General features: G+C 46.4%; 28 protein-coding genes and 1 riboswitch. Of the genes, 19 read left to right on the top strand and 9 right to left on the bottom strand.

Annotated elements, in window-relative coordinates; translation table 11 throughout:
- The first annotated feature begins 23 nt into the window (after window positions 1–23).
- Window positions 24–467 (top strand): FixH family protein, encoded by a 444-nt coding sequence (locus BR62_RS0117210; RefSeq protein ID WP_020954287.1) that lies wholly within the window; start codon window positions 24–26, stop codon window positions 465–467.
- On the opposite strand, the gene ytzI is transcribed toward BR62_RS0117210, so the two are convergent.
- Window positions 464–613 carry a YtzI protein gene (ytzI, locus tag BR62_RS0117215; RefSeq protein ID WP_007408836.1) on the bottom strand — a complete coding sequence of 50 codons (150 nt, stop codon included), beginning with the start codon at window positions 611–613 and terminating at the stop codon, window positions 464–466. The genes BR62_RS0117210 and ytzI overlap by 4 nt on opposite strands.
- Window positions 614–736: 123 nt before the next feature.
- Between ytzI and BR62_RS0117220 the strand changes: the two genes are divergently transcribed.
- The 3 genes from BR62_RS0117220 to ytkD all read left to right on the top strand — a co-directional run bounded on the left by BR62_RS0117220 (window position 737) and on the right by ytkD (window position 2342).
- A complete protein-coding gene (locus tag BR62_RS0117220) occupies window positions 737–1174 on the top strand; it encodes a Dps family protein (protein ID WP_007408835.1) in 438 nt (145 codons plus the stop codon).
- A gap of 151 nt (window positions 1175–1325) precedes the next feature.
- Window positions 1326–1730: a phage holin family protein gene (locus tag BR62_RS0117225; protein ID WP_015240432.1), complete on the top strand. Its 405-nt coding sequence runs from the start codon at window positions 1326–1328 to the stop codon at window positions 1728–1730.
- A gap of 132 nt (window positions 1731–1862) precedes the next feature.
- Window positions 1863–2342: an RNA deprotection pyrophosphohydrolase gene (ytkD, locus tag BR62_RS0117230; RefSeq protein WP_003152244.1), complete on the top strand. Its 480-nt coding sequence runs from the start codon at window positions 1863–1865 to the stop codon at window positions 2340–2342.
- A gap of 35 nt (window positions 2343–2377) precedes the next feature.
- Here ytkD and BR62_RS0117235 read toward each other — a convergent pair whose 3' ends face one another.
- Genes BR62_RS0117235 through BR62_RS0117245 form a run of 3 tightly spaced genes read right to left on the bottom strand, consistent with a single transcriptional unit; the run spans window position 2378 to window position 4963 of the window.
- On the bottom strand, window positions 2378–3190 hold the full coding sequence (locus BR62_RS0117235) for an ABC transporter permease (RefSeq protein WP_032871653.1): 813 nt from the start codon (window positions 3188–3190) through the stop codon (window positions 2378–2380).
- Complete coding sequence (locus BR62_RS0117240) at window positions 3165–3947, bottom strand: ABC transporter ATP-binding protein (protein ID WP_032871654.1); 783 nt, start codon at window positions 3945–3947, stop codon at window positions 3165–3167. The genes BR62_RS0117235 and BR62_RS0117240 overlap by 26 nt, the downstream gene beginning before the upstream one ends.
- Before the next feature lie 11 nt (window positions 3948–3958).
- The gene (locus tag BR62_RS0117245; RefSeq protein ID WP_032871656.1) at window positions 3959–4963 is read right to left on the bottom strand and encodes an ABC transporter substrate-binding protein; all 1005 of its coding nucleotides are present in this window, start codon (window positions 4961–4963) and stop codon (window positions 3959–3961) included.
- Window positions 4964–5100: 137 nt separating this feature from the next.
- On the opposite strand from BR62_RS0117245, the gene BR62_RS0117250 reads away from it, so the two are divergent.
- Both BR62_RS0117250 and BR62_RS0117255 read left to right on the top strand, forming a co-directional pair.
- Window positions 5101–5874: an alpha/beta hydrolase family protein gene (locus BR62_RS0117250; RefSeq protein WP_032871657.1), complete on the top strand. Its 774-nt coding sequence runs from the start codon at window positions 5101–5103 to the stop codon at window positions 5872–5874.
- Between the two features lie 57 nt (window positions 5875–5931).
- Complete coding sequence (locus BR62_RS0117255) at window positions 5932–6174, top strand: DUF2584 domain-containing protein (RefSeq protein ID WP_003152249.1); 243 nt, start codon at window positions 5932–5934, stop codon at window positions 6172–6174.
- Window positions 6175–6216: 42 nt separating this feature from the next.
- Here the strand turns inward: BR62_RS0117255 and pckA are convergent, their stop codons facing one another.
- Entirely contained in the window at window positions 6217–7800 is a 1584-nt protein-coding gene (pckA, locus tag BR62_RS0117260; protein ID WP_007408828.1) for a phosphoenolpyruvate carboxykinase (ATP), read from the bottom strand.
- A gap of 197 nt (window positions 7801–7997) precedes the next feature.
- Window positions 7998–8137: riboswitch (SAM riboswitch) on the top strand.
- A gap of 169 nt (window positions 8138–8306) precedes the next feature.
- Here pckA and metK point away from each other — a divergent pair.
- From metK to alaP, 3 genes are all read left to right on the top strand, one after another.
- Window positions 8307–9509 (top strand): methionine adenosyltransferase, encoded by a 1203-nt coding sequence (metK, locus tag BR62_RS0117265; RefSeq protein ID WP_003152253.1) that lies wholly within the window; start codon window positions 8307–8309, stop codon window positions 9507–9509.
- A gap of 143 nt (window positions 9510–9652) precedes the next feature.
- Complete coding sequence (asnB, locus tag BR62_RS0117270) at window positions 9653–11551, top strand: asparagine synthase (glutamine-hydrolyzing) (protein WP_003152255.1); 1899 nt, start codon at window positions 9653–9655, stop codon at window positions 11549–11551.
- Window positions 11552–11755: 204 nt separating this feature from the next.
- Window positions 11756–13159, top strand: a complete 1404-nt coding sequence (gene alaP, locus BR62_RS0117275) for an alanine permease AlaP (RefSeq protein WP_007408827.1) — start codon at window positions 11756–11758, stop codon at window positions 13157–13159.
- A gap of 174 nt (window positions 13160–13333) precedes the next feature.
- On the opposite strand, the gene BR62_RS0117280 is transcribed toward alaP, so the two are convergent.
- Window positions 13334–13849, bottom strand: coding sequence for a gamma carbonic anhydrase (locus BR62_RS0117280; protein WP_025285156.1), 516 nt, complete (start codon window positions 13847–13849; stop codon window positions 13334–13336).
- A gap of 46 nt (window positions 13850–13895) precedes the next feature.
- Here BR62_RS0117280 and BR62_RS0117285 point away from each other — a divergent pair, with 46 nt between their 5' ends.
- The gene (locus BR62_RS0117285) at window positions 13896–14675 is read left to right on the top strand and encodes an alpha/beta hydrolase (RefSeq protein ID WP_003152261.1); all 780 of its coding nucleotides are present in this window, start codon (window positions 13896–13898) and stop codon (window positions 14673–14675) included.
- A 20-nt stretch (window positions 14676–14695) separates the two neighbouring features.
- The gene (locus tag BR62_RS0117290; RefSeq protein ID WP_025285155.1) at window positions 14696–15775 is read left to right on the top strand and encodes a tetraprenyl-beta-curcumene synthase family protein; all 1080 of its coding nucleotides are present in this window, start codon (window positions 14696–14698) and stop codon (window positions 15773–15775) included.
- Window positions 15776–15828: 53 nt separating this feature from the next.
- Here the strand turns inward: BR62_RS0117290 and BR62_RS0117295 are convergent, their stop codons facing one another.
- The 3 genes from BR62_RS0117295 to BR62_RS0117305 all read right to left on the bottom strand — a co-directional run bounded on the left by BR62_RS0117295 (window position 15829) and on the right by BR62_RS0117305 (window position 17692).
- Window positions 15829–16023 carry a hypothetical protein gene (locus tag BR62_RS0117295; RefSeq protein ID WP_003152265.1) on the bottom strand — a complete coding sequence of 65 codons (195 nt, stop codon included), beginning with the start codon at window positions 16021–16023 and terminating at the stop codon, window positions 15829–15831.
- A gap of 122 nt (window positions 16024–16145) precedes the next feature.
- The gene (locus tag BR62_RS0117300) at window positions 16146–16727 is read right to left on the bottom strand and encodes a tRNA 5-(aminomethyl)-2-thiouridylate-methyltransferase MnmM (protein ID WP_032868307.1); all 582 of its coding nucleotides are present in this window, start codon (window positions 16725–16727) and stop codon (window positions 16146–16148) included.
- Entirely contained in the window at window positions 16724–17692 is a 969-nt protein-coding gene (locus BR62_RS0117305) for a tRNA modification radical SAM protein MnmL/YtqA (RefSeq protein WP_007408822.1), read from the bottom strand. Before BR62_RS0117305 ends, BR62_RS0117300 begins: the two co-directional genes overlap by 4 nt.
- A 237-nt stretch (window positions 17693–17929) precedes the next feature.
- Between BR62_RS0117305 and BR62_RS0117310 the strand changes: the two genes are divergently transcribed.
- The 8 genes from BR62_RS0117310 to BR62_RS0117345 all read left to right on the top strand — a co-directional run bounded on the left by BR62_RS0117310 (window position 17930) and on the right by BR62_RS0117345 (window position 24823).
- Window positions 17930–18202: a YtzC family protein gene (locus tag BR62_RS0117310; RefSeq protein WP_016938496.1), complete on the top strand. Its 273-nt coding sequence runs from the start codon at window positions 17930–17932 to the stop codon at window positions 18200–18202.
- A 347-nt stretch (window positions 18203–18549) separates the two neighbouring features.
- Window positions 18550–18942, top strand: coding sequence for a GntR family transcriptional regulator YtrA (ytrA, locus tag BR62_RS0117315; protein WP_003152275.1), 393 nt, complete (start codon window positions 18550–18552; stop codon window positions 18940–18942).
- Window positions 18935–19813 carry an ABC transporter ATP-binding protein gene (locus BR62_RS0117320; RefSeq protein ID WP_020956239.1) on the top strand — a complete coding sequence of 293 codons (879 nt, stop codon included), beginning with the start codon at window positions 18935–18937 and terminating at the stop codon, window positions 19811–19813. Before ytrA ends, BR62_RS0117320 begins: the two co-directional genes overlap by 8 nt.
- A complete protein-coding gene (locus BR62_RS0117325) occupies window positions 19807–20793 on the top strand; it encodes an ABC transporter permease subunit (RefSeq protein ID WP_020956238.1) in 987 nt (328 codons plus the stop codon). The genes BR62_RS0117320 and BR62_RS0117325 overlap by 7 nt, the downstream gene beginning before the upstream one ends.
- A 15-nt stretch (window positions 20794–20808) precedes the next feature.
- Window positions 20809–21795 (top strand): ABC transporter permease, encoded by a 987-nt coding sequence (locus BR62_RS0117330; protein WP_032871658.1) that lies wholly within the window; start codon window positions 20809–20811, stop codon window positions 21793–21795.
- Between the two features lie 36 nt (window positions 21796–21831).
- Window positions 21832–22812, top strand: coding sequence for a hypothetical protein (locus BR62_RS0117335; protein WP_032871659.1), 981 nt, complete (start codon window positions 21832–21834; stop codon window positions 22810–22812).
- Window positions 22813–22827: 15 nt separating this feature from the next.
- Window positions 22828–23523 (top strand): ABC transporter ATP-binding protein, encoded by a 696-nt coding sequence (locus BR62_RS0117340; RefSeq protein ID WP_032871660.1) that lies wholly within the window; start codon window positions 22828–22830, stop codon window positions 23521–23523.
- The gene (locus tag BR62_RS0117345) at window positions 23513–24823 is read left to right on the top strand and encodes an ABC transporter permease (protein ID WP_015240422.1); all 1311 of its coding nucleotides are present in this window, start codon (window positions 23513–23515) and stop codon (window positions 24821–24823) included. The genes BR62_RS0117340 and BR62_RS0117345 overlap by 11 nt, the downstream gene beginning before the upstream one ends.
- The last annotated feature ends 27 nt before the right edge of the window (window positions 24824–24850 follow it).

The raw sequence follows: 24850 nt of genomic DNA on the forward strand, positions 1-24850 counted from the left end.
AGCAAACATAAAGGAGTGATGGGATGAAACGGGCTGTATTGGCAGGTATGTGCGGTATGGTATTTCTATTATCTTCCTGCGGGGGCAATTCGGACAAAACCTCCGCGGATGAAGAGCCTAAAGCGCTTGAGGTCAAGCTTACAGGACCGGAAACGACTGCACCGCATGAAAAAGCGGAATACAAGGCGGAAGTTTTTTACGGCGGCAAGCGTGTCACGGATGCGGATGAAGTCATGTTTGAAGTATGGAAAGAAGGAAAAAAAGGCAGCAGCAAAACAAGCAAGGCCAAGGAGGAAAAAGGGGCGTATCACCTGCGGACTGAATTTGATGAAGAGGGTGTGTATACCGTTCAATCCCACGTAACGGCAAAACAGCAGCATAATATGCCGACTGTAAAAGTGCGTGTCGGGGGTGCTGAAGCTGCCGATGATTCCTCCGGCCATGAGGAACAGACGCATCATCATTAAGGATTTTTTTTATCTGTCAAGCCTTTTGATGCGTCCTCCGGCGGGTCAATCGTATGTTTTACATTATAAGCTCTTACAGTCGACCAGATGGATAAAAGCAGCACGGCGAGCACGATAAGAAAGCCGAAGCTCAGAAGAAGCAGCATGAAATCCCTCCTTTTTAACAAATCATAACATATTTTCCATCCGTAAAATCAAGGGCTAAAAATTTTGTTTTAACACACGATATATAGGGTATATCAATAGTAAACCAAAGGAGGAAGATAGGCATGTCAGAAAAACTATTGGACGCAGTCAATAAGCAAGTTGCAAACTGGACGGTCATGTATGTGAAATTACATAACTATCATTGGTACGTCAAAGGGAAGGACTTTTTCACATTGCATGAAAAGTTCGAGGAGCTGTATAACGAAACGGCTACATATATTGATGATCTGGCAGAACGTCTGCTGGCATTAAACGGCAAGCCGATCGGCACAATGACGGAATCATTGAAGACAGCGTCTGTAAAAGAAGCGGAAGGCAATGAGAGCGCAGAACAAATGGTACAGAACATTTATGATGATTTCACTGTCATTGCGGAAGAGCTGAAAAGCGGCATGGATCTCGCAGATGAGGTAGGAGACGAAACGACCGGTGATATGCTGCTTGCCATTCACCAGAATATCGAAAAACATAACTGGATGCTGAAAGCGTATTTGGGATAATCAACAAGGGAAGACCGGGGCTATAAAGCACTCGGTCTTTTATTTGGCTGCCGAAGAGAGGTGTTGTCCATTTTTCTGAAAAATCCAGTCCGTTCCATTCACTTTTCATAGAATAATGTAAGGCCGTTTCTGTGAAAGGATGTTGGATCAAGTGGGCAAAGACTTTGGCATCTTTTCGTTTTTTGCAGTGATCATGTCGGCAGCGGGGTTTTTCTTCGGAGGTTTTCAGTATTCGTTTCTGATTTTGCTATCGGTCATGGCGATTGAGTTTATCAGTACAAGCTTAAAAGAATCTCTTTTGCAGCAGCTGAGCGCAAGAAAGCTTTTTGCGCGGCTGGTCAAAAAAATCGTGACCCTGGCATTAGTCTCAGTTTGCCATTTTTTTGACCAGCTGCTTCATACCGAAGGTGCCATCCGTAATTTGGCTATCATGTTTTATATCTTATACGAATCGGTTCAGATCGTGATTACGGCAAGCTCGCTGGGCATACCGGTTCCGCAGGTGCTTGTCGACCTATTGGATACTTTGAAAAATAAATTCAAGCGCAAACCGTAACATTTGCTTCAAAGGAGGCTATACTAGCGGGTATGATGGTTTTCCTCTGAATTTTTGATAAAGGGCTTCCGAACAAACGCAACTGTGGTATGATGTATGGAAGATATGAAGGAACGGATTAGAGGGATAAACATGTACGAGTTTAAAGACTATTATCAGAACACTGTTCAGCTCTCCTTTGAACACCAGCCTTTTTCAGACAGCCCGAAGCACGTATGGGTCATATGCCGATACGGAGATAAGTGGCTTTTGACTGAGCACGAAGACCGGGGGTTTGAATTTCCGGGCGGAAAAGTGGAGCCGATGGAATGTGCGGAGGAAGCGGCCCTGCGCGAGGTGAAAGAAGAAACCGGCGCCGCGGTAAGACATCTGAAGTACGTCGGACAGTATAAAGTTCTCGGCAGGGAAAAGGTAATCGTGAAGAATATTTATTTTGCCGATATTGAAAAGCTTGAAAAACAGGCTGACTATTTTGAAACAAAGGGGCCGGTGCTGTTCAGCGAACTGCCGGAGAATCTCCCCCGAAATAAAAAATTCAGTTTCATTATGAAAGATTCGGTGCTTCCGATCAGTCTGAAAAAGCTGAAAGAGGACGGCGTATTTCAATCATAAAAAACGGAGACCCGGCGTTTACGCACGGGTCTTTTTTAAATTTTTCCTTTCGTCCATTTTCTTTCTAACAGTTCGACTCCCTGATACATCAATGTCGCAAAAATCGCGATGATCAGAAGGCTTAAGAATACAAGAGTGAAATTGAAGACCTGGAATCCGTAAATGATCATGTAGCCCAGACCTTTTTCGGAAACGAGAAACTCGCCGACGATCACACCGACCCAGGATAAACCGACGTTCACTTTAAGCGCGGAAATAATCGCGGGGGCGCATGCCGGCAGAATGACTTCTTTAAACATGATGCTTCTTTTCGCTCCGAAGGTTTTCATCACCTTAATATAGTTTTCATCCACTTCCTGAAAAGCCGTAAAGACGACGATTGTCGTGATAATGACACTGATGACTGCTCCCATGGCGACAATGCTTGTGAAATTCGGTCCGAGTGCCACGATGAGAATCGGTCCGAGTGCGACCTTCGGCATCGCGTTTAAAATGACGAGGTACGGGTCTAAAACCCGGGCGAGCCTGTTTGACCACCATAACAGAGCGGCGAGGCATGTGCCGAGGAGCGTGCCGAGCAAAAAGCCGAGAACGGTTTCTCCTAAGGTTGCGCCGATGTGCGCCGCAAGGGATCCGTCCGCAATCTTTTCAACTAAAAGCCTGCAAACGGCGGAGGGTGAGCTGAAGATTAACGGATCGATCCAGCCCGCCCTGCTCGATATTTCCCAGCCGGCAAAAAATACGATGAAAATGGCGGCCTGATACGCACGGATCCGGAGCTTTTCTTTTTGGTGTCTTTTCTTAAACTGCTGATGAAGCTGTTCAATCGTGCCGCTGCTGTTTTTCAAGGGAATTCAGCTCCTTCCATATGGTTTGAAACAGCGGCTGAAAGGCCGGATCCTGACGCGCGTCAAACGGATCTAAAGCCGCGAGCTCCTTAGGCACGGTGAATATTTGGTGGATGGTGCCCGGCTGATTCGAAAATAAATAGATTGTATCGCTCATGGCGATGGCTTCACCGATATCGTGGGTGACGAGCACGGCGGTTTTTTGAAAATCCTTTAATGTTCTGAAGACAAGGTTTTCCAAAGAAAGCTTCGTTTGAAAGTCTAGCGCGGAAAACGGTTCATCAAGGAGCAGCAGTCCCGGGTCCGGTGCAAGAGTTCTGGCAAGTGCCGCCCGCTGCCGCATCCCGCCTGACAGCTCTTTCGGGTATTTCTTTTCAACGCCGATTAATCCGAGCTTAGGCAGAAGGCTGAGAACTTCAGCTCTTTTTTCTTCTGTTAATGTTTTTGAAATGTGTAAACCGAGCAGCACGTTTTCCTCAATTGATTTCCAAGGAAATAAATAATCCTGCTGAAGCATATAACCGATTTGGTGTTCTTTATGGTTCGGCACGCTTCCTTCAATCAGCACCCGGCCTTGCGAAGGGGTGATAAGGCCGGCCAGAATGGACAGGAGTGTTGTTTTTCCGCATCCGCTCGGTCCGAGAAAGGAGATGAAATCCCCTTTTTCAATCTGAAAATGTATATCTTTCACGGCGGTTGTCTTTTCTTTCAGCGAGAAATAAGTATGTGTTACATGATCCACATGTAAAAAAGACATTCATGTTCCTCCTATTGTTCTGAGGTGACTTTTTTGGCGATTTTTGTGTTGACGAGTTTGCTGTACGGAATGTGTTTCGGGAGCTCTCCGGCTTCATCCATAATAGATTGAAGCTGTTCCCATTCATCCTTTTGCAGAACTGGGTCTGCAGAGAATGACTTTTGTTTTTTATATCGCTCTATTGATGTTTCGATAATGGCCGGATCGGTATCGGCAAATTCCTTCTGAATCGTTTTTGCGATGTCTTTGGCCGGATGGCTTTCCACCCATTGTTGGGCGCGATAGATGGCGCGGGTGAATTTTTCCGCCGTCTTTTCATTGGTTTTCAAATAACTTTCTTTTGCCATAAAGGTTGTGTATGGCATTTGGCCGGAAGCTTCTCCGAAGGATGCGACGATATGGCCGATGCCTTCTTTTTCAAATTGGGATGCCGTCGGTTCAAACAGCTGCACATAATCACCCGTTCCGGATGCGAATGCGTTGGAAATATTGGCGAAATCAATGTTTTGAACGAGGTTAATGTCTTTTTTCGGCTCTATGTGATTCTTTTTCAGGACGTACTCACCGGCCATTTGGGGCATGCCGCCTTTTCGCTGGCCGAGAAATGTTTTTCCTTTTAAATCGCTCCATTTGAATGATTTCTCATCCTTCCGTGACACGAGAAATGTGCCGTCCGTCTGTGTCAGCTGTGCGAAGTTGATGACCGGATCTTTTGCTCCCTGCGCCTCCACGTAAATGGATGTTTCAGAACCGACCAGCGCGATGTCTGACCCGTTTGACAAAAGCGATGTCATCGTTTTGTCTCCGCCCCATGTTGTTTGAAGTGACACTTGGAGCCCTTCTTTTTTAAAGAAACCTTTTGCTTCAGCGACATACAGAGGCGTATAGAAGATGGAGTGTGTGACTTCCGCCACCTTTACCTTTGTCAGACTTTCTTCCTGTCTGCAGGCCGGAAGAATGAGCAGGAAAAAGGCGCATATGACAAAAACGCAGCCCGTTTTGAGCCATTTGTTCACGGTGTAACCTCCTTGTTTTAAGCGTTAAATAACCTTTTCTGCTTTACATATCGTATGATGGGTATAAAAAATGTGTGAGTGCCCATATTCACGTTGGGAAAGAATAAAAAAACTGATGATATAAGGAGGCCATTGTTTTGCTGGCAGAAAAGAAAAGGTTCCCGTCTCCGAGTCCGCATATCCGCCTCTTTGAGGTATGCTATGAGTCAGAAGGGCTGAAGGTAAAGGGGCTTCTTGCCGAGCCTGCGGCGCCGGGAACATATGACGGTTTTTTATATTTGCGCGGCGGCATAAAAAATGTCGGCATGGTACGCCCCGGAAGAATCGTTCAATTCGCTTCCCAAGGTTTTGTCGTGTTTGCGCCCTATTACAGAGGCAACCAGGGCGGCGAGGGAAATGAAGATTTTGCGGGAGAGGACAGAGAGGACGCGTTTTCCGCTTTCCGCCTGCTTCGGGAGCATCCGAACGTCAGGGAAGGGCGGGTGCATATTTTCGGTTTTTCCCGGGGCGGTATCATGGGGCTTTTGACAGCGATTGAAATGGGGCATCAAGCGGCTTCGCTCGTATCATGGGGCGGTGTGAGCGATATGGTGCTTACTTATGAAGAGCGGAAGGATATGCGGCGGATGATGAAGCGGGTGATCGGAGGCACGCCGAAAAAGGTGCCGGATGAATACAGATGGCGTTCACCGTTTGAAAACGCAGACCGCATTCAGGCCCCTGTGCTGCTCATCCATGGAGAGAATGATGAGAATGTTTCGATCGAACACGCCCGAATGATCGAGGACAAGCTGAAAGAGGCGGGGAAACCGGTGGAAACTTGGTATTACAGCGGTTTTACGCATTATTTTCCGCCGCAGGAAAACAGACGCATTGTCCGGCGGCTGGCGGAATGGATGAAGACACGGTAAGATGCCTGATTTATGATATGATAATAAAGAATAAGAGAATGAAAGGGGATTTTCATTTTGGGAATGCCTGTTGAATTTAATACCATGATTGTGACAAAAGGCAATGAAAAACGGATAGAGGAAAATATCTTTTTATTGGAGAAAGAGGGCTACCGCGTCTATCCTCTTGATATTCCGATGGACGTGCGCAAAACGAAAACCGGCGAGAAATCCGGCACCGGCGAGGTCCAAAAGCTCGAATGGGCGAACGGCCGGACAAGCATTACATACAGACTCACGTCGCTCCATTCGACAAACTGAAAAAACAAAAGCCAAGGGCATAAACGCCCTTGGCTTTTTTGATTACACGAGAGGTCCGCCGGCTTTGGCAATCGAGTCCGCATGGGAAAACTTTTTAAAGTTTTCTTTAAACTCATTGGCCAAAAACAGCGCTTTTTCGTTGTATGCTTGTTTATCGCTCCACGTGTTTTCAGGCTGAAGAACTTCATCCGGCACGCCCGGAACATGAACGGGACTGCGCAGGCCGAAAATGCTGTCTGCCGTCATGTCAGTCTGGTTCAGTCTGCCTTCAATAGCGGCCTTGACCATCGCTCTTGTATACGAAAGTTTCATCCGTTCTCCGACTCCGTACCCTCCGCCGGTCCAGCCTGTGTTGACCAGGAAGACTTGAACGCCGTGTTCGTCGATTTTATGCCCGAGCATTTCGGCATATACATGCGCCGGAAGCGGAAGGAACGGTGAACCGAAGCACGTCGAGAAAGTCGTTTGCGGAGATGTCACGCCGCGCTCGGTTCCCGCGAGTTTACTGGTGTACCCGCTTAAGAAGTGATACATCGCCTGTTCCTTCGTCAGTTTGCTGATCGGAGGAAGCACGCCGAATGCGTCCGCCGTTAAAAAGACGATCGCCTGCGGATGGCCGGCAATGCTCGGCTGCACGATATTGCCGATCATCTCAATCGGATATGCGGCTCTTGTGTTTTCCGTGTAGAAGGAATTGTCGTAATCCGCTTCACCCGTTTTTTCATCAAGCACGACATTCTCAAGAACAGACCCGAAGCGGATCGCACGAAAAATCTGCGGTTCTTTTTCCTCGCTGAGATTGATACATTTAGCGTAACATCCGCCTTCAATGTTGAAAACGCCGGAATCTGACCAGCCGTGCTCGTCATCGCCGATCAGTTTGCGGTCCGCATCGGCTGAAAGCGTCGTTTTCCCTGTGCCGGAAAGGCCGAAAAACAGGGCGACATCGCCTTTTTCACCGACATTGGCTGAGCAGTGCATCGGCAGTATATCCTGCTGCGGAAGCAGGAAGTTCATAATGGAGAATATTGATTTTTTCATTTCTCCGGCGTATTCGGTGCCGCCGATTAAAATGACGCGCTTTTCGAAAGAGACAATGATAAATGTTTCCGAATGCGTGCCGTCCGTCTCCGGATCTGCTTTAAAATGCGGAGCTGAGAGAATGGTGAAAGGCTGCGCTTGCGTGTCTCTTTCATCCGTCTCCGGTCTGATAAACAGCTGGCGCGCGAATAAATTGTGCCACGCAAATTCATTTACGACCGTAATCGGGAGTCTGTATTTTTCATCCGCTCCCGCGAATCCTTCAAACACAAACAGTTCATCCCGCTGTTTTAAGTAGCTGACGACTTTGGCGTACAGCTTTTCAAACGCCTCTTCAGAAATGGGCTGATTCACCGCGCCCCAATCAATTTGATTTTCTGTGCTTTGTTCACGGACGATAAATTTATCTTTAGGTGACCGGCCTGTATATGCGCCGGTGGTGGCGCGTACGGCGCCCGTTGATGTCAGCGTTCCTTCATTTCGGCTGATCACTTTTTCGGTAAGTTTTGGAGCTGATAAATTATGATGCACATTCGGACTTGCAAGTAATGCTTGAAGATCTGCGGTTAAATCAACTAATTTCATAAAAACCTTCCTTTGCCGGTTTATTTGTATTTCGCTGAATGTGGAATTAGTATAACATATATCTGAAAATAGTCTATACTATTTGCGGTTTTTTGTTTGTGTTTTTCCATTGCTTCCCGAAATAAAGGCGCGTAATCGCTTTAATTCATATTGACACTTTCCGCCCTTTTACGATAAGATATTTCATTGAGCGGATACTCTTATCCCGAGCTGGCGGAGGGACAGGCCCGATGAAGCCCAGCAACCGGTTTCTCTGTAAAAAAGCAGGTGAAAACACTGTGGGAAACCAAGGTGCTAACCTGATGCAAGGTTTAATATTTTCCTTGAGCGATAAGAGTGAAAGGCACACAGACCAAACCCTTTCCTCGAGTGGAAAAGGTTTTTTTATTTCATAAAATATGCCAATTAACATTCTCTGATATAGTATGACATTGTATTAAGAGGGAGCGAGTTCCGTATCATATGAAAAGGTCTTGCAAAAGATCTTTTTTCAGGAGGAAAAGTGAATGAGTAAAAACCGTCGACTATTTACATCTGAATCTGTTACTGAGGGTCATCCGGACAAAATCTGTGACCAAATTTCTGACAGTATCTTAGATGAGATTTTAAAAAATGACCCGAACGCGCGCGTGGCCTGCGAAACATCTGTAACGACAGGACTTGTGCTGGTAAGCGGAGAGATTACTACATCAACATACGTTGACATTCCGAAAACAGTCCGTGAAACGATTAAAGAAATCGGCTACACACGCGCCAAATATGGATTTGATGCGGAGACTTGCGCTGTTTTAACATCAATTGATGAACAGTCTGCGGATATCGCAATGGGTGTCGATCAAGCTCTTGAAGCGCGTGAAGGCACAATGAGCGATGCTGAAATCGAAGCAATCGGAGCGGGAGACCAAGGCCTGATGTTCGGTTATGCGTGTAACGAAACGAAAGAGCTTATGCCGCTTCCGATCTCTTTGGCGCATAAATTAGCCCGCCGTTTGAGCGAAGTCCGCAAAGAAGACATTCTTCCGTACCTTCGCCCTGACGGCAAAACGCAAGTTACCGTTGAATATGATGAAAACAACAAGCCGGTCCGCATCGACGCGATCGTCATTTCAACTCAGCACCACCCGGAAATTACGCTTGAGCAGATTCAGCGCAATCTGAAAGAGCATGTCATTAATCCTGTCGTGCCTGAGGAACTGATCGATGAAGAAACAAAATACTTCATCAACCCTACGGGACGTTTCGTAATCGGCGGACCTCAAGGTGATGCGGGTCTGACCGGCCGTAAAATCATCGTTGACACATACGGCGGATATGCACGCCACGGCGGCGGCGCATTCTCCGGTAAGGATGCGACGAAGGTAGACCGTTCTGCGGCATACGCTGCGAGATACGTAGCGAAAAACATCGTGGCAGCAGGTCTTGCTGATTCTTGTGAAGTGCAGCTTGCATACGCAATCGGCGTGGCACAGCCTGTTTCTATTTCCATCAATACATTTGATACAGGAAAAGCTTCTGAAGAAAAACTGATCGAAGTCGTACGGAATAACTTCGACCTGAGACCTGCCGGCATTATTAAAATGCTTGATTTGCGCCGCCCGATCTATAAGCAGACAGCTGCTTACGGCCACTTCGGACGTCATGATGTGGATCTTCCTTGGGAGCGTACTGACAAGGCGGATGCGCTTCGCAAAGAAGCACTAGGAGAATAATTTTATAGCCGCTTACTTAAGCGGCTTTCCCTTTTTGTAGATGCTGCCATGCTTATTTTTTACATAGCGTGAAACCAATGGCGTAACAAAGCGTCTATAAAAAGGGGGTCCAATTAGAAAATTACACTTATGGAGGCTATACTATGTGTGGATTTGTCGGTGTTTTTAATAAGCATCCATTAACTCAAACCGCAGATCAAGAAGAGCTAATCAAACAAATGAACCAAATGATCGTTCACCGCGGTCCTGACAGCGATGGGTATTATCATGACGAGCACGTCGGATTCGGCTTCAGACGGCTCAGTATTATTGACGTAGAAAACGGCGGACAGCCTTTATCATATGAAGACGAAAAATATTGGATCATTTTTAACGGCGAAATCTATAACTACATTGAACTGAGAGAAGAGCTTGAAGCGAAAGGCTACACTTTCAATACAGATTCCGATACCGAAGTGCTCCTTGCGACATACCGTCATTATAAAGAAGAAGCTGCTTCAAAGCTTCGCGGAATGTTTGCGTTTTTAATCTGGAACAAAGCTGACCGCGTCATGTACGGCGCGAGAGACCCGTTCGGCATTAAACCGCTGTATTACACAACCATCGGGGATAAAGTATATTTTGCATCTGAAAGAAAAAGTTTAATGGCCGCTCAAAACGGCATTGATCTTGATACAGCTTCTTTACAGCAATATATGTCTTTCCAATTCGTTCCTGAACCGAGCACGCTTGACGCTGAAGTGAAAAAAGTTGAGCCGGGCAGCCAGTTTACGATCCGCCCGGAAGGCGACATCGCGTTTAAAACATATTTCAAAGCGAACTTTAAGCCTGTTCAGTCTGATGAAGATAAATTGGTGAAAGAAGTCAGAGACGCAATCTTTGACTCTGTCAAAGTTCACATGAGAAGTGACGTTCCTGTCGGTTCGTTTCTATCCGGCGGTATCGACTCTTCTTTTATCGTCTCAGTTGCGAAAGAATTTCACCCGAGCCTCAAAACATTTTCCGTCGGTTTTGAGCAGCAGGGCTTCAGTGAGGTTGACGTAGCGAAGGAAACGGCTGCCGCGCTCGGGATTGAAAACATCAGCAAAGTCATTTCTCCTGAGGAGTATATGAACGAGCTTCCGAAAATCGTCTGGCACTTTGATGACCCGCTTGCAGATCCGGCGGCGATTCCTTTGTACTTTGTCGCGAAAGAAGCGAAAAAACATGTAACGGTCGCGTTATCCGGGGAAGGCGCGGACGAGCTGTTCGGCGGGTACAATATTTACCGCGAACCGCTTTCGCTTAAACCGTTTGAACGCATTCCGTCCGGTCTGAAAAAAATGCTTCTTCATGTGGCGTCCGTCATGCCTGAAGGAATGAGAGGGAAAAGCCTCTTAGTCCGCGGCTGCACACCGCTTGAGGAGCGTTATATCGGTAATGCGAAGATTTTTGAAGAGCCCGTGAAAAAACAGCTGCTCAAACATTACAATCCAGAGCTTTCATACCGTGATGTCACGAAGCCGTACTTTACGGAAAGCCGTTCATACAGCGACATTAATAAAATGCAGTATGTTGACATCCATACGTGGATGCGCGGCGACATCCTGTTAAAGGCTGACAAAATGACGATGGCCAACTCTTTGGAACTGCGCGTGCCGTTCCTTGATAAAGTCGTGTTTGACGTGGCTTCTAAAATTCCGGATGAACTGAAAACGAAAAACGGCACGACGAAATACCTTCTGCGCAAAGCTGCTGAAGGGGTAGTGCCTGATCATGTGCTTAACCGCAAAAAGCTCGGCTTCCCTGTGCCGATCCGCCACTGGCTGAAAAATGAAATGAACGAATGGGTTCGCAACATCATTCGTGAAAGTGAAACAGATGCTTATATTGAAAAGGATTATGTCCTTCAGCTTCTGGAAGATCATTGTGCCGACAGAGCGGACAACAGCCGCAAAATCTGGACCGTGCTGATCTTCATGATCTGGCACAGCATCAATGTCGAAAAAAGACTGGTGCCGGAAGAGCTGAATCATCAGCCGAAAGAAGTCATTTTCGTTTAATCCAAAAGGCTTTCGATGTTATCGAAAGCCTTTTTTCTATTGTTTTTTTGTAAACCGTCTATTCCGCTCTGTTTTCGACAAAGTATTACGCAATATTCAGAAAAAGGTTATAATAGGACTAATCGGGTAGATTCCGGAAAGTGTTTTCTGGCTATTTCGTCTCGGTTTGTTGTTTCTTTGTCAAAATCAGGGGGAGGGAGAGTTATGCAAAACAAAGAAAAAACGCTTCACCGCGGCTTGGAAGAGCGGCATATCTCGCTTATGTCGTTGGGCGCCGCGATAGGAGTCGGGCTGTTTCTCGGGTCGGCTTCTGCCATAAAGCTTGCCGGGCCGGGGATTTTAGCCGCTTACGCCTGCAGCGGGCTGATTATGTTTTTTATTATGCGGGCATTAGGGGAAATGGCGATTCAAAAGCCTGTAGCCGGCTCATTCAGCCGGTATGCCAGAGATTATCTCGGTCCGCTTGCCGGGTTTTTAACAGGCTGGAATTATTGGTTTTTATGGGTTGTTACCTGCATGGCGGAAATCACCGCGGTCGGCATTTATATGGGCTACTGGTTCCCTGACGTGCCGTCATGGATCTGGGCGCTTTGTGCACTCGTCATTATGACGGCTGTCAACTTTCTGGCGGTTAAAGCGTACGGTGAGCTTGAATTCTGGTTTGCGCTCATTAAAGTCTTGGCGATTCTGTCAATGATCGCGATCGGTCTGGTGATGATCGTATTCGGCCTCGGAAACGGTGGCGTTGCGCTCGGAATCAGCAATTTATGGAGCCACGGCGGCTTTTTCCCGAATGGGATTAAAGGGGTGCTGCTGTCGCTTCAAATGGTCATGTTTGCCTATCTCGGGATTGAGCTGATCGGTGTCACAGCCGGTGAGGTCAAAAATCCTGAAAAATCACTGGCGCGTGCCATAGATACTGTTTTTTGGCGCATTCTCATTTTTTACGTCGGAGCTTTGTTTGTCATTATGTCAATTTATCCGTGGCAGGAAATCGGTTCAGGCGGAAGCCCGTTTGTTTTGACATTTGAAAAAATCGGAATACCTGCTGCAGCCGGAATCATTAATTTTGTCGTATTGACGGCGGCCCTTTCTTCCTGCAACAGCGGGATCTTCAGCACGGGGCGCATGCTGTTCAATCTGGCGGAACAAAATGAAGCGCCTAAAGCATACGGTACGGTCACAAAAGGCGGTGTGCCGGGAAAAGCGGTATTGGTTTCAGCGGGCGCGTTATGCATCGGCGTTTTGCTGAACTACGTGGTGCCGGCGAAAGTGTTTACGTGGGTGACGAGCATTGCGACGTTCGGTGCGATTTGGACATGGTCGATTATTTTGCTTTCCCAAATGAAATACCGGAAAAGCTTACAGCCAGAACAACGGAAAAAACTGAAATATAAAATGCCTTTATACCCCTTTTCCTCATATATCTCATTGGCATTTCTCGCTTTTGTCGTTGTGCTGATGGCTTTTAATGCAGAGACCCGGGTGGCCGTCATCATCGGGCCTGTCTGGTTCGGCATATTATTAGCCGCCTATTACGGGAAAGGTTTCCATAAAAGAAAAGACATAGGTCTGGAAAACGGACAGACATTCGCCGAAAAAGCGTAAAAAAAGAGCCCGGGACATGGGCTCTTTTTTTCATAGGATCGGGCCGGCGGGGAAGAATAAAACAAATTCCTGAACATTTTGCTTCTGTTTCCTGACAATCGGGAGAATGCAAATGGTTTTTACTTAAATAATATTTTGAAAAATGGTACAGTAATAAAACAAAGCTGATCTTTTTTATTTCTCTTGCAGTGTTTTATAGTATCGGCCTTTTTCAACATATTCCGTTCTGATTCTTTCCATGTCCCGTATGTCTTCTTCTGTCAGCCGGCGGATAACCTTTGCGGGCCGGCCGAACGCAAGACAGCCGGGAGGAATGGTTTTGCCCGGAGGAACGAGACTTCCGGCGCCGATAAACGCGCCTTCTCCGATTTCCGCCCCGTCAAGAATGACGGAGCCCATACCGATTAAAGCATTCTTTTTGATGATTGCGCTGTGCAGTGTAACCTGATGGCCGATCGTGACGTCATCTTCAATAAGAAGCGGGCGGTTCGGACTTTGATGCAGACAGCTCAAGTCTTGTATGCTGACTCTTTTTCCGATCCTTGTCGGCGCAACATCCCCCCGGATGACGGCTGAGAACCAAATGCTTGATTGTTCTCCGATCACGACGTCGCCCGTAATGACGGCGTTATCCGCAATGAACGCTTCAGGATGTATGTCAGGCGTAAATTGTTTATAAGGGTAGATTATCATGTCTCATCCTTCTTTCTCTAAATTTATGTAAGAGGTGAACTGCATGTGGACTTGGAAAGCAGACAGGCCCGTCGGTACCATTGTCATTATCCACGGGGCAAGCGAATACCACGGACGTTATAAATGGCTCGTTGAAATGTGGAGATCTTCCGGATATAACGTGGTGATGGGCGATTTGCCCGGTCAGGGAACGTCGACCCGCGCCAGAGGGCATATTCGCTCTTTCCAAGAATACATTGATGAAGTAGATATATGGATTGATAAAGCGAGAACGCTTGAAGCGCCCGTTTTCCTTTTGGGCCACAGCATGGGCGGACTGATTGCGATAGAATGGTTTAAGCAGCAGAGAAATCCCCGCATTACGGCACTCATTTTATCATCACCTTGTCTGGGTCTGCAAATAAAAGTCAATAAAGTCCTTGATTTTGCGTCTAAAGGATTGAACGTCCTCGCTCCGTCCCTCAGAGTGGATTCCGGCTTATCACCTGATATGGCAACGAGGAATGCGGATATGATTGAAGCGGATCAAAACGATTCTTTATATGTCACGAAGGTATCCGTAAGATGGTACAGAGAGCTTTTAAAAACCATTGATGCCGCTATGGTGCCGACTGATGCGTTTTTAAAGGTGCCGCTTTTGCTTATGCAGGGCGGTGATGACAAAATCGTCGATAAAATGAAGGTCCGCAAATGGTTTTCCGGTGTGGCTTCCCATAATAAATCGTACCGGGAATGGGAAGGGCTTTATCATGAAATTTTTAATGAACCGGAAAGAGAAACTGTGTTTAAGGCGGCAAAAGCCTTTACAGATCAGTATATTTGAATTCGCTGGGGGTGCATATGTTGACAGTACCGGAACATCCTTTTAACCTTATGGCAAAAGTGTATCGGGAAATTTTTCCGCTCGTTCATCAGGAATTGAACATGTGGCGGGAAAAATCAGATTCCATTAAAAATACCGAACTGCGGCAGCAGGCGGCCGCAAGTATCCGTGATAAGTCGTTTCATTGTGAAGGCGGCGGCATTTTAGCCTTGCTTTCAGGAGAGCAGAAACAGAAATGCGTGCAATTTATCATCGCGTATCAGACAATCAGTGATTATCTGGACAATCTGTGCGACCGCAGCACCTCGCTTGATCCCGAGGACTTCCGCATGCTTCATCTCTCCATGCGTGACGCGCTGACGGTCGGTGCCGAGGTGCGGCCGTACTATCAGTACAGAGACGAGCGGGATGACGGCGGTTATCTTCATGAGCTGGTCAGAACATGCCAGCGGGTGCTCGGGTCAATAGAACATTACGGTATCATTAAACCTTATTTGCTTGAGCTGTGTGATTATTATTGCGATCTTCAGGTTCATAAGCATGTCGTTGAGCATGAACGCGTTCCGAGGCTTAAAGGCTGGTTTGAGCAGTACCGGTCACAGCTTCCGGAAATGGAGTGGTTTGAGTTCTCGGCCTGCGCCGGATCGACGTTAGGTATTTTCTGTCTCGTTGCTTACTCATTCCAGCCTGATTTTAACGAACATACCGCTGAGAAAATCCGCAGCAGTTATTTTCCGTACATACAAGGGCTGCACATACTGCTCGATTATTTAATTGACCAGGAAGAGGATCTGCTTGAAGGCGATCTGAATTTCTGTACGTATTATCAGTCTCATGAAGAAATGATGCAGAGACTGCAGCATTTTATTGAAAAAGCGGATGAACATTTGCAAGGCATTCCGCATGAAAATTTTCACCGGCTGATCAACAGGGGGCTGCTCGGCGTCTATTTATCCGATGACAAAGTCGCCGGCCAAAAAGAAATGGGCCGCCTCGCGCGAAAGCTGATCAGGGCAAGCGGAAAAACGTCATTTTTCTTTTATATCAACGGAAGAGCTTACCGCAAATTTCAGAAGATGGCTTGGACGAAAAGTTCGTAATTGGTGAAAGTGCTTACGCTTAATATTTCTGATGAAAAAGAGACATGCGCATTTTACGCTGTCTCTTTTTTTAACGGTTTCTTTTTTGCCGCAAGGTGCATTGCGAATTTGCCGATCAGCCCGATGACAAAAAATGCAGCAAACCACCAGTAATAGGTTTTTGCGAACTCAAATCCTAAATGTCTTGATAAAATGATGACGAACATCACATAGGGAACACTTGAAAATATGATGCGAAGAATATTCAAACTGCCGCTCCTCCCAGATGTTACACTTAAAAGATGAACTTTTTTCCATTATTTCATAGTAATTGATTTTTCAGAAAAAGTAAACACAAAAAGAATCGGCCCGCTTATGTCAGGCCGATTCTTTATTTGCCGGCAGATTTCTTTTCAATCGCTATAATAAACGGCGGGTCGTTTCGCTGGTTGAGAAAGCCGTAGCTCAGCACGCGCGCTTTTTCCTGATCAAGATTGCTGCAGTACTCCAGTAATGCACTTTTTTCCGTCTTGCCTTCAGGATGCCCGTGGTACACAACGAGAACGATCAGCCCGTTCTCCTTCAGCAGTTCAAGGAGCTGTTCGATCGCGGAAATGGTTGAGTGGCCGTTTGTCGTAATGCTTTTATCGCCGCCGGGCAGATAGCCGAGATTAAACACGGCGCAAGCCACACGACCGTGCGCATCCTCAGGCAGCGATGCCTTTATTTGATCATGGCTCTTATGGTGAAGCGTGACGCGCGGACTGAAGTCGGCACCGAGCCGCTCCTTCGTTTTAGCGAGTGCGTCCGCTTGAATATCAAAGGCATGGACATGTCCTGTTTCACCGACAAGGCTGGCCAGGAAATATGTATCATGTCCGTTGCCCATCGTCGCGTCAACCGTGATATCACCTTCCTGTGCGGCGGACTTCAGCAATTCTTTACTGAAAGGGAGGATGTGCATCAAGGTCATAGGGCGGTCTCCTCCCCGATTTTTCTGAAGAGCTTTCCTTGATAGCTTCCCCGTGTTTCCAGCTCTTTTTGAATGGCGCCCAGTACTTCCCACTTATTGACGCTCCACATCGGTCCGACCATTAATTCGATCGGCCCGTCTCCCGTAATGCGGTGAACGATCATTTCCGGGGGAATGATTTCGAGCTGATCACATACAAGACTTACATATTCTTCTTGAGAAAGGAACTCCAGCTTTCCTTTTTCATATTGCTTCACCATCGGTGTGCCTTTTAATAAGTGAAGCAGGTGAATTTTAATGCCTTGGACATCCAAATCAGCGACGGCTTTGGCCGTCTCCATCATCATGTCCCTGTTTTCAAGCGGAAGCCCGTTAATGATATGGGAACAAACGCGGATGCCGTGTTTTCTCAGTTTATTGACACCCTCAACATAGCAGTCAAAATCATGGGCGCGGTTGATCAGAAGGGCGGTCCGCTCATGCACGGTCTGCAGTCCGAGTTCAACCCACAAATAGGTTCGCTCATTCAGTTCGGCCAAATATTCCACGACATCGTCCGGAAGGCAGTCCGGACGGGTCGCGATCGACATGCCGACAACGCCGTCAAGCTTGAGGACGGATTCGAATTTTTCTCGCAGCTCCTCTACCGGAGCATGCGTATTCGTGAACGCTTGGAAATATGCGATATATTTGCCGTCTTTCCACTTTTCGTGCATGCGGTTTTTGATATCGTGAAATTGCGTGAGTAAGTCATCGGCCCGATTGCCGGCAAAATCGCCGGAGCCCGCCGCGCTGCAGAATGTGCAGCCTCCGTGTGCAACCGTGCCGTCCCGATTCGGGCAGTCAAAACCGCCGTCAAGCGCGACTTTAAACACTTTATGCCCGAAATGCTCCCGCAGATGATAATTTAATGTATGGTACCGTTTTTCCGTATTTGAATAAGGAAAAGGGTTATTCTCGTTCAATGTTCAAAAAGCCTCCCTCACATCAGATGCATCCTAAAATTGTAGCATGAATGATGGGGGTTCACAATCTGAAAACAGGATGCGGCTTTCTTTTGTTTATTATGACTGCAGGCAGGATTCTCATTCCTTTAGCTTAAACTCGGAAAATTTGGTTCTCTTTCCTGCAACCTTCGGGTGTTATTATTTTTGGTCCGCTCAAACTAAGTTTGATTTCCCATTCACTGAGGAGGGGTTTCGTTGGCAACAAGACAATCAGTAGATGAACATCTCCAAAGAAGCGAACAGGCGTATGAATTTGCGAATGAGCAATTTATAACCGCTTCAAAACAAGAGCATTATAATGATAATGAGTACAGTGAAGCGCAAATGATGCTTGAAAACGCGGTGAATGAATTAAACAAGCTGTCATTATCTGCGAATGATCAGCAAAGAGAGCAGCTTTACCGAATGAGATTGCAGCTGCAGACCTTGCAAAACAATATGATTTTGCAGCGTAATTTTGATTACTGACCGCGCCGTTTCAAATGGTTCAGCAAACCTGCCGGAATCCCGGCGGGTTTTTTTGTATTTTTTTAAAAAAAGAATTGACAATAGGGCGGAGTGTGTTTATTGTATTACGTGTACTACTTGATGTAATACACATAAAACACTCAAAAAATGAAATCGACATATAAATGTTAAGCATAGGGAAGGGGAACTTTCATGAAAAACAAAAGATCCGTAAAACAAGATGTGCCTCTTATTATCGCCGCCTCGGTTTTGGCAAGCAGTCTGTTTGTCGTTCTTGTCGTCATCGGTTTTCAATGGCAGAACATTTAAAGAAAGAGAGCAGCTCGTAAAAGAAAGAAGGGAAGTAAATGATTCAAATCGATCCGAGAAGCTCAACTCCGATTTATGAGCAGATCATACAGCAACTGAAAGAGCTTTGTTTAAAAGGGATCATGAAGCCGGGGGATAAACTTCCTTCTGTCAGGGAATTGGCAACGATCATTATCGCCAATCCGAACACAGTCAGCAAAGCGTACAAGGAGCTCGAACGCGATGGTGTCATTGAAACGCTGAGGGGAAGAGGAACGTATATATCGGAGAATGCAAAAACGACATTGGTTGAAGGGAAGATGACGATGATAAAAGAGCAATTGAAACAGCTCATCATCGATGCCCATTACGCGGGAGTTGAGCTGGAGAAGCTGCAGGAATGGATAAAGGAAATCAGCGCTGATGTGAAAGGAGGCAAGGATCATGATTGAATTGCGGAATCTCTCAAAAACGATAGACGGTAAAGAAGTGCTCAAGGATATTTCGCTCACCATCGGAAAAGGGGAAATTTTCGGGCTGCTCGGGCGAAACGGATCAGGGAAAACAACACTGCTCCGGCTCATTCAGCAGATTCTGCTGCCGGATCAAGGGACGGTTTTATTTAATCAGGTGGAAATAAAGCGGCATCCGAAAGTAAAACAGAACATCATTTATATGCCTGTTGAAAATCCTTTTTATGACAAGTATACATATAAACAGCTTGTTGCAATTGTAAGCAGAATCTATCCGAATTTTGATGTGACTTACGCCAATGAGCTGATGAACAGGTACGGCATTCCGGAAACGAAGAAATACCGTGAATTATCGACAGGCCTGAAAAAACAGCTTGCGCTCGTCCTTGCCTTTGCTTCACGCCCGGCTCTTATCCTTTTGGATGAACCGACGGACGGAATTGACGCCGTAACGCGTCATGACGTGCTGCAGCTTATGGTGGATGAAGTGGCTGAACGGGAAACGAGCATTCTGATTACCTCACACCGTTTAGAAGATATTGAGCGAATGTGCAACCGGATCGGGTTTTTGGAAGGAAATCAGCTGACGAATGTGATGGACTTGGATGATATGAAGGAAGAGTACATGAAAATCCAAATGGCATTTGAAGAGGACGTCGCCTTGAAGATCAGAGAACAAAACATACCGATTCTCGACCATGCCGGTGTGTTTTATACGGTGCTGATTCAAAAGAACGATGAGAAGAAAAAGAACTTTCTGCAAGAGCTGCGGCCGAAAGTATGGAATGAACTTCCTGTGAACTTAGAAGAGGTCTTCATCGCGAAGTTTGGAGGGAACCGGAGATGGTAGACAGGGGATTGCTGTACAGGGAATGGGTGCAGAATCGAACTGTTCTTGTGATGGTCGGCATTTTTTTAGCGGCGGTCAATCCATTTGAAGTGTTAAATACCTATCTGGTTTATCAAGGCTGTCTGGACACCCACGGAGCATATTGTAAGTTTTATGTGAATTCTTTGGATAGCGGAATGCTGAACTTGAACTGGGCGCCCGCTGTCATCTTAGCGGTTTGCTTATTCGGACTGGAACGTACGAAAGGAACGATTGATGCGCTTTTCAGTCTGCCTTATTCCCGCGCTCAGGTGTTTCACACTAAATTTTGGCTCGGGGCGGCGGTCATTACCGGCGCTCAGGTGATCGGCTACGGGCTGGCTGAGCTGCTCATTCTTCTGTTAAAGCCTGAGCGCGTATATTTCTTCCACCATTACAGCGTCGGAGAGATTATTGTGAGTATTTTGGCTTTTGCATTGGTCGCGAGTGCAGGCTGCTTAACGGGCAATACGTTCGCCCAGCTGTTAACGGCGTTTACTGTGTCGATAGCGCCTTACCTGATTATTACGCTGCCGCTGTCCAATGTAGAAGTCATCTTCGGAGTCAGCATGTATGAGCTGATGCCGTCAGTCGAGGCTTATCTCAAAGTAAACAATCTTTTTCAATACTTGATTCCGATCATGTACATAGATACAGATTGGGTATCTGCCAGCAAGTATATATTAATCATCCCGGCAGTGATGAGCATTGTATTTTATGCCATCGGGTACTTTTGCTATGTCAGACAGCCGGCGGAACGGAACGGCCGTTTTTTTCTCTGGAGACAGCTTGACCGGCCCATTCAGATTGTGGTGATTATAATCGCCGTTCTCGGTTTTGGCCTGGCGGGGTACTCGACGGGACAGACGATGACAGGGTATGTGGCCGGGATGCTGGTCGGAGGAGCGATCGGATTTTTGGTCAGTTATTTTGCCATATATAAAAAAACGAAGCATGTGTAAGAGAGGAGGACCGGAATGATACCGCGGGGATTGTTGTACACAGAATGGAAGAAAAATCAGTGGTTGTTTTTATGCAGCGGCATTCTTTTAATGGCGGCAAACCCTTTTTTGGTTTATAACAACTACTCAACATATCAAGAATGTATGAATAACCAAGCTCTTCAAGATTGTGAATTCGTTGTCAATTATACGAATGGGTCGCCTCTTTCCTTCAGCTGGATTGTAAGTGTCATCATTGCCGTCTTCTTATTAGGCTTGGAACGGACAAAGGGAACGATGGATGCTTTGTTAAGCATGCCTTACAGCAGAGGCCAAATCTTTCAGACGAAATTCTGGCTCGGCGGGGCAGTCATTGTTGTTCCTCAGGTGATAGGCTATGGAGCGGCGTCATTGCTGATATCTTTGCTGAAACCGAGCCATACGTACGATTTTGATCATTTTTCAATCGGAATGATTGTCATCAGTTTTATGGCTTACGCCTTGTTAATGGCATCCGGCGCATTAACGGGACAGATATTCGCCCAGCTGTTAACGGCGTTTACCGTCACGGTACTGCCCTTTTTACTCATCGGTCTGCCGGCCGCGAATTTGGAGGTTGTTTTCGATTTTAGTGTGGGAGATCAATTTTCTTTTATCAGCAGTTATATCGAATCCCGTCTTTTTATATTTGTAACCCCTATTGGATATGTGTTTAACGACTGGATCAGAGAAAGGGATTTGGTTTTAATCATTCCGATTGTGATGAGCCTTGTCTTTTATCTGATCGGTTATGTCAGCTTTCTGAAACACCCGAATGAACGGAACGGCAGATTCTTTCTTTGGAGAAAATTGGACCGTCCGGTGCAAATCTTGGTGATTGCCTTTGCTGTTATGGGTTTCGGCGTTTTCGGATATGGGGTCACAGACACGATGTTCGGCTATTTAGCCGGCATTATCTTCGGTGCGGTTATCGGGTTTTTCATCAGTTATTTTACGGTTTACAGGAAGTCAAAGCATATGTAGATCTGTTTGAAAATGAACAGTTTGGAGGAAGGCAAGGTGCCGATTAGCGGTTTGCTTTATAAAGAATGGAAGCAGCGGCAGACGCTGCTGCTTCTTACAGCGGGGTTCTTAGCTATTTTAGGCCCTTTGGCAATTATAAATGAGTATTTTCACTATAAGGATTGTTTGAGTGCGCTTCATCAATATTCAGGTTCAGTTTGTACGTTCAGTATTGATTACAGCAATCGGAATTTGATTGGGCTTCATTTCATTCCTCCGGTTATGATGGGGCTTTTTCTGATAAGAGGAGGCCGGGCTGAAAGGATGTTTACACTGAGTCTTCCGTATTCGAGAAGCCGGATATTTCATACGAAGTTTTTCTTGGGAGCAGCCGTGTTAGCCGGCTCGCAGTTTGTTTCTTACGGAGTATCTGACATATTGTTTCTAGCGCTTAAACCTGACGCTGTCCATCATTTTCAATCATTCAGCGCAGGGATGCTGGTCATCAGCTTGATGATTTATGCATTAGTGACAGCTGCCGGCACGATAACGGGCAATTTAGCGGCGCAGCTGATTACAGCGTTCACGGTTTCCGTCTTTCCGATCGTGGTTATGACGATTTATCTGTTAAACGCTGAGTTCCTTTTTGGCAGGCAGGCTGTGCCGGATATTGATTTCCCTTGGAGCGGATTTCTGATCTATTTCATGCCTGCCGCTTACATCCATACATCATGGATGTATTACATGAAACACGCATTGTTCATCTCCGCATTAATGGGATGTTGTTTCTATCTATTCGGCTATGTGAATTTCCTGAAAATGCCGAGTGAACGAAGCGGACATTTTATCCTGAGCAAACACATTGAACGCATCATTCAATTGCTCGTCATGTCGCTCAGTATGCTGGGAAGTGCGGGGGTATGCGGATATGCTTATAACGGTTCGTATACCGGTTACATATTCGGCATGCTTATCGGCGCGGTTATCGGGTTTTTCATCAGTTATTACTTCATCTATAAAAAAACGAAACAGATATAAGGGGGAGTGGTGTACGTGATAGAAGTACAGCATATTGATCATTCATTTAAAATCGGCAGGAAAGGCAGAGAGAGTGAGGTTCCGGTATTGAAGGATGTCTCTTTGACCGTTGAAAAAGGGGAAATTGCCTGTATCGTCGGTCGGAGCGGTTCCGGAAAATCAACGCTTCTGAATTTAATATCCGGATACATAGCGCCGACGAAGGGCCGTATCGTCATTAACGGCACTGATGTGACGAGCTTCAGTGAAAAAGAGTGGGCGCAGTTCCGCCTCGGGCATTTCGGCTTTATTTTTCAAAGCTTTCAGCTCATTCCGAGTCTGACAACCTATGAAAATGTTGAAATGCCGCTTGCCTTAAAAGGCGTCAAACCGTCTGAACGCAAGCAGAAAGTCGCGGACATGCTGAAACGGGTCGGACTTGAGAATCATGCGAATCATTATCCGAATGAGCTGTCAGGCGGCCAGCAGCAGCGTGTCAGTATCGCAAGAGCCCTGATTTTAAATCCGTCAATTATTTTAGCTGATGAGCCGACGGGCAGCCTTGATTCAGAAACGGAACTTGAGGTGCTTGCATTAATTCAGCAGCTGAACCGGGAGCGCGGGATTACATTTGTCATCATTACGCATGACGATGAAGTCGCTTCGATCGCGCATTCAAAATTCCAGCTGCATGACGGTGTATTAAAAGGGGGCGTTACTGTTGAGATTTAAGGATCAGATTCACTTTATCAGAAGAAATATGAAGAAAAACCGGCTGCGTGTTTTCATGACGGTGCTGGCGACGACAATGGCGTGCGCGTTTTTAGTGGTGCTGGCGTCCGTCGGATTCGGCATCCAAAAAACGATTACAGACATTACGATGAGCCAGCAGATTGTTACGGAAATCAATGTGCTCGGCCAAGAGAACGGAAAAGCCGTGAAGAAATCAGACTTGGAAAAGTATAAAAATGTCAAGTCTGTCGTTGAAAGAACACAAGTGTATGAACCGAACAAAGCGTCATTGGGAAACCGAACAAATGAAGATTCAGCCATTGTGCTGACAAACATGAACGATGAAGTCAAAGCCAATATGGAGCTTGATCAGGGAAGAGTCGCCCGTACAGAGAATGAAATCGTGGTCGGCTATGATTTTGCGAAGAACCTATTGACGAAAAAAGAGGCTGACGCTTACGACAAAGAGTTAAATGATCACCAAGGCGACATGTCGGAGGTGAAAAAACCAAAAGGCTATACGAAAGACCTGCTTAATAAAACGATACAGCTGAGCATCTCCAAAACAAACAAAGACGGAGACGTTGAGAAAACGAAAACGTACGACTTTAAAGTAGTCGGAATTACAAAAAAACCGTCCCAAGATTGGATGGAGGATACAAATATTTTTGTGAGTGATCAATTCAAGAAAGACTTCTCAACATTCTTGGATCTGAAGAATGGAAATGCGGAAAAAAGCATCAATGTGTATGCGGACAAATTCGATCATGTCGATCAGCTTACCCATGACCTCACGGATGACGGCTTTTATGTCAGATCTGTCACAACCGAGCTGAAGGGCGTCAACACCTTTTTCCTCGTCTTTAAAATCGGCCTGATCTTTGTCGGCTTTATCGCCGTCGTGATTTCTGCCATCGGTATTTTCAATACGATGACGATGGCGGTGACGGAACGAACGCAGGAAATCGGGATTATGAAAGCGATCGGCGCAAGCCCGTCCATCATCCGCAGAATGTTCCTGATGGAAAGCGCCTATATCGGGATATTAGGTTCTGTCATCGGGATTATCATTTCTTACGGAGTGAGTTTTGCCGTCAATCTGGCTGTGCCGGTTATTTTGAAAGCGGTAGGGGGAAACACCGGAGCCGAAGATCTTCATTATACCTTCTCCTATATCCCGCTCAGCCTCGTTGTGATCGCAGTTGTCATTTGTGCGGGGGTCGCGGTGATTTCCGGTATGAATCCGGCCCGCAAAGCGACAAAAACCAACGTTCTGACCGCATTAAGAAGAGAACTGTAAAGGAAAAAAGCCGGCTGGACATCAGCC

It is taken from the genome of Bacillus sp. UNC69MF (genome assembly GCF_000746035.1).
Classification (GTDB): Bacteria; Bacillota; Bacilli; order Bacillales; family Bacillaceae; genus Bacillus; species Bacillus velezensis.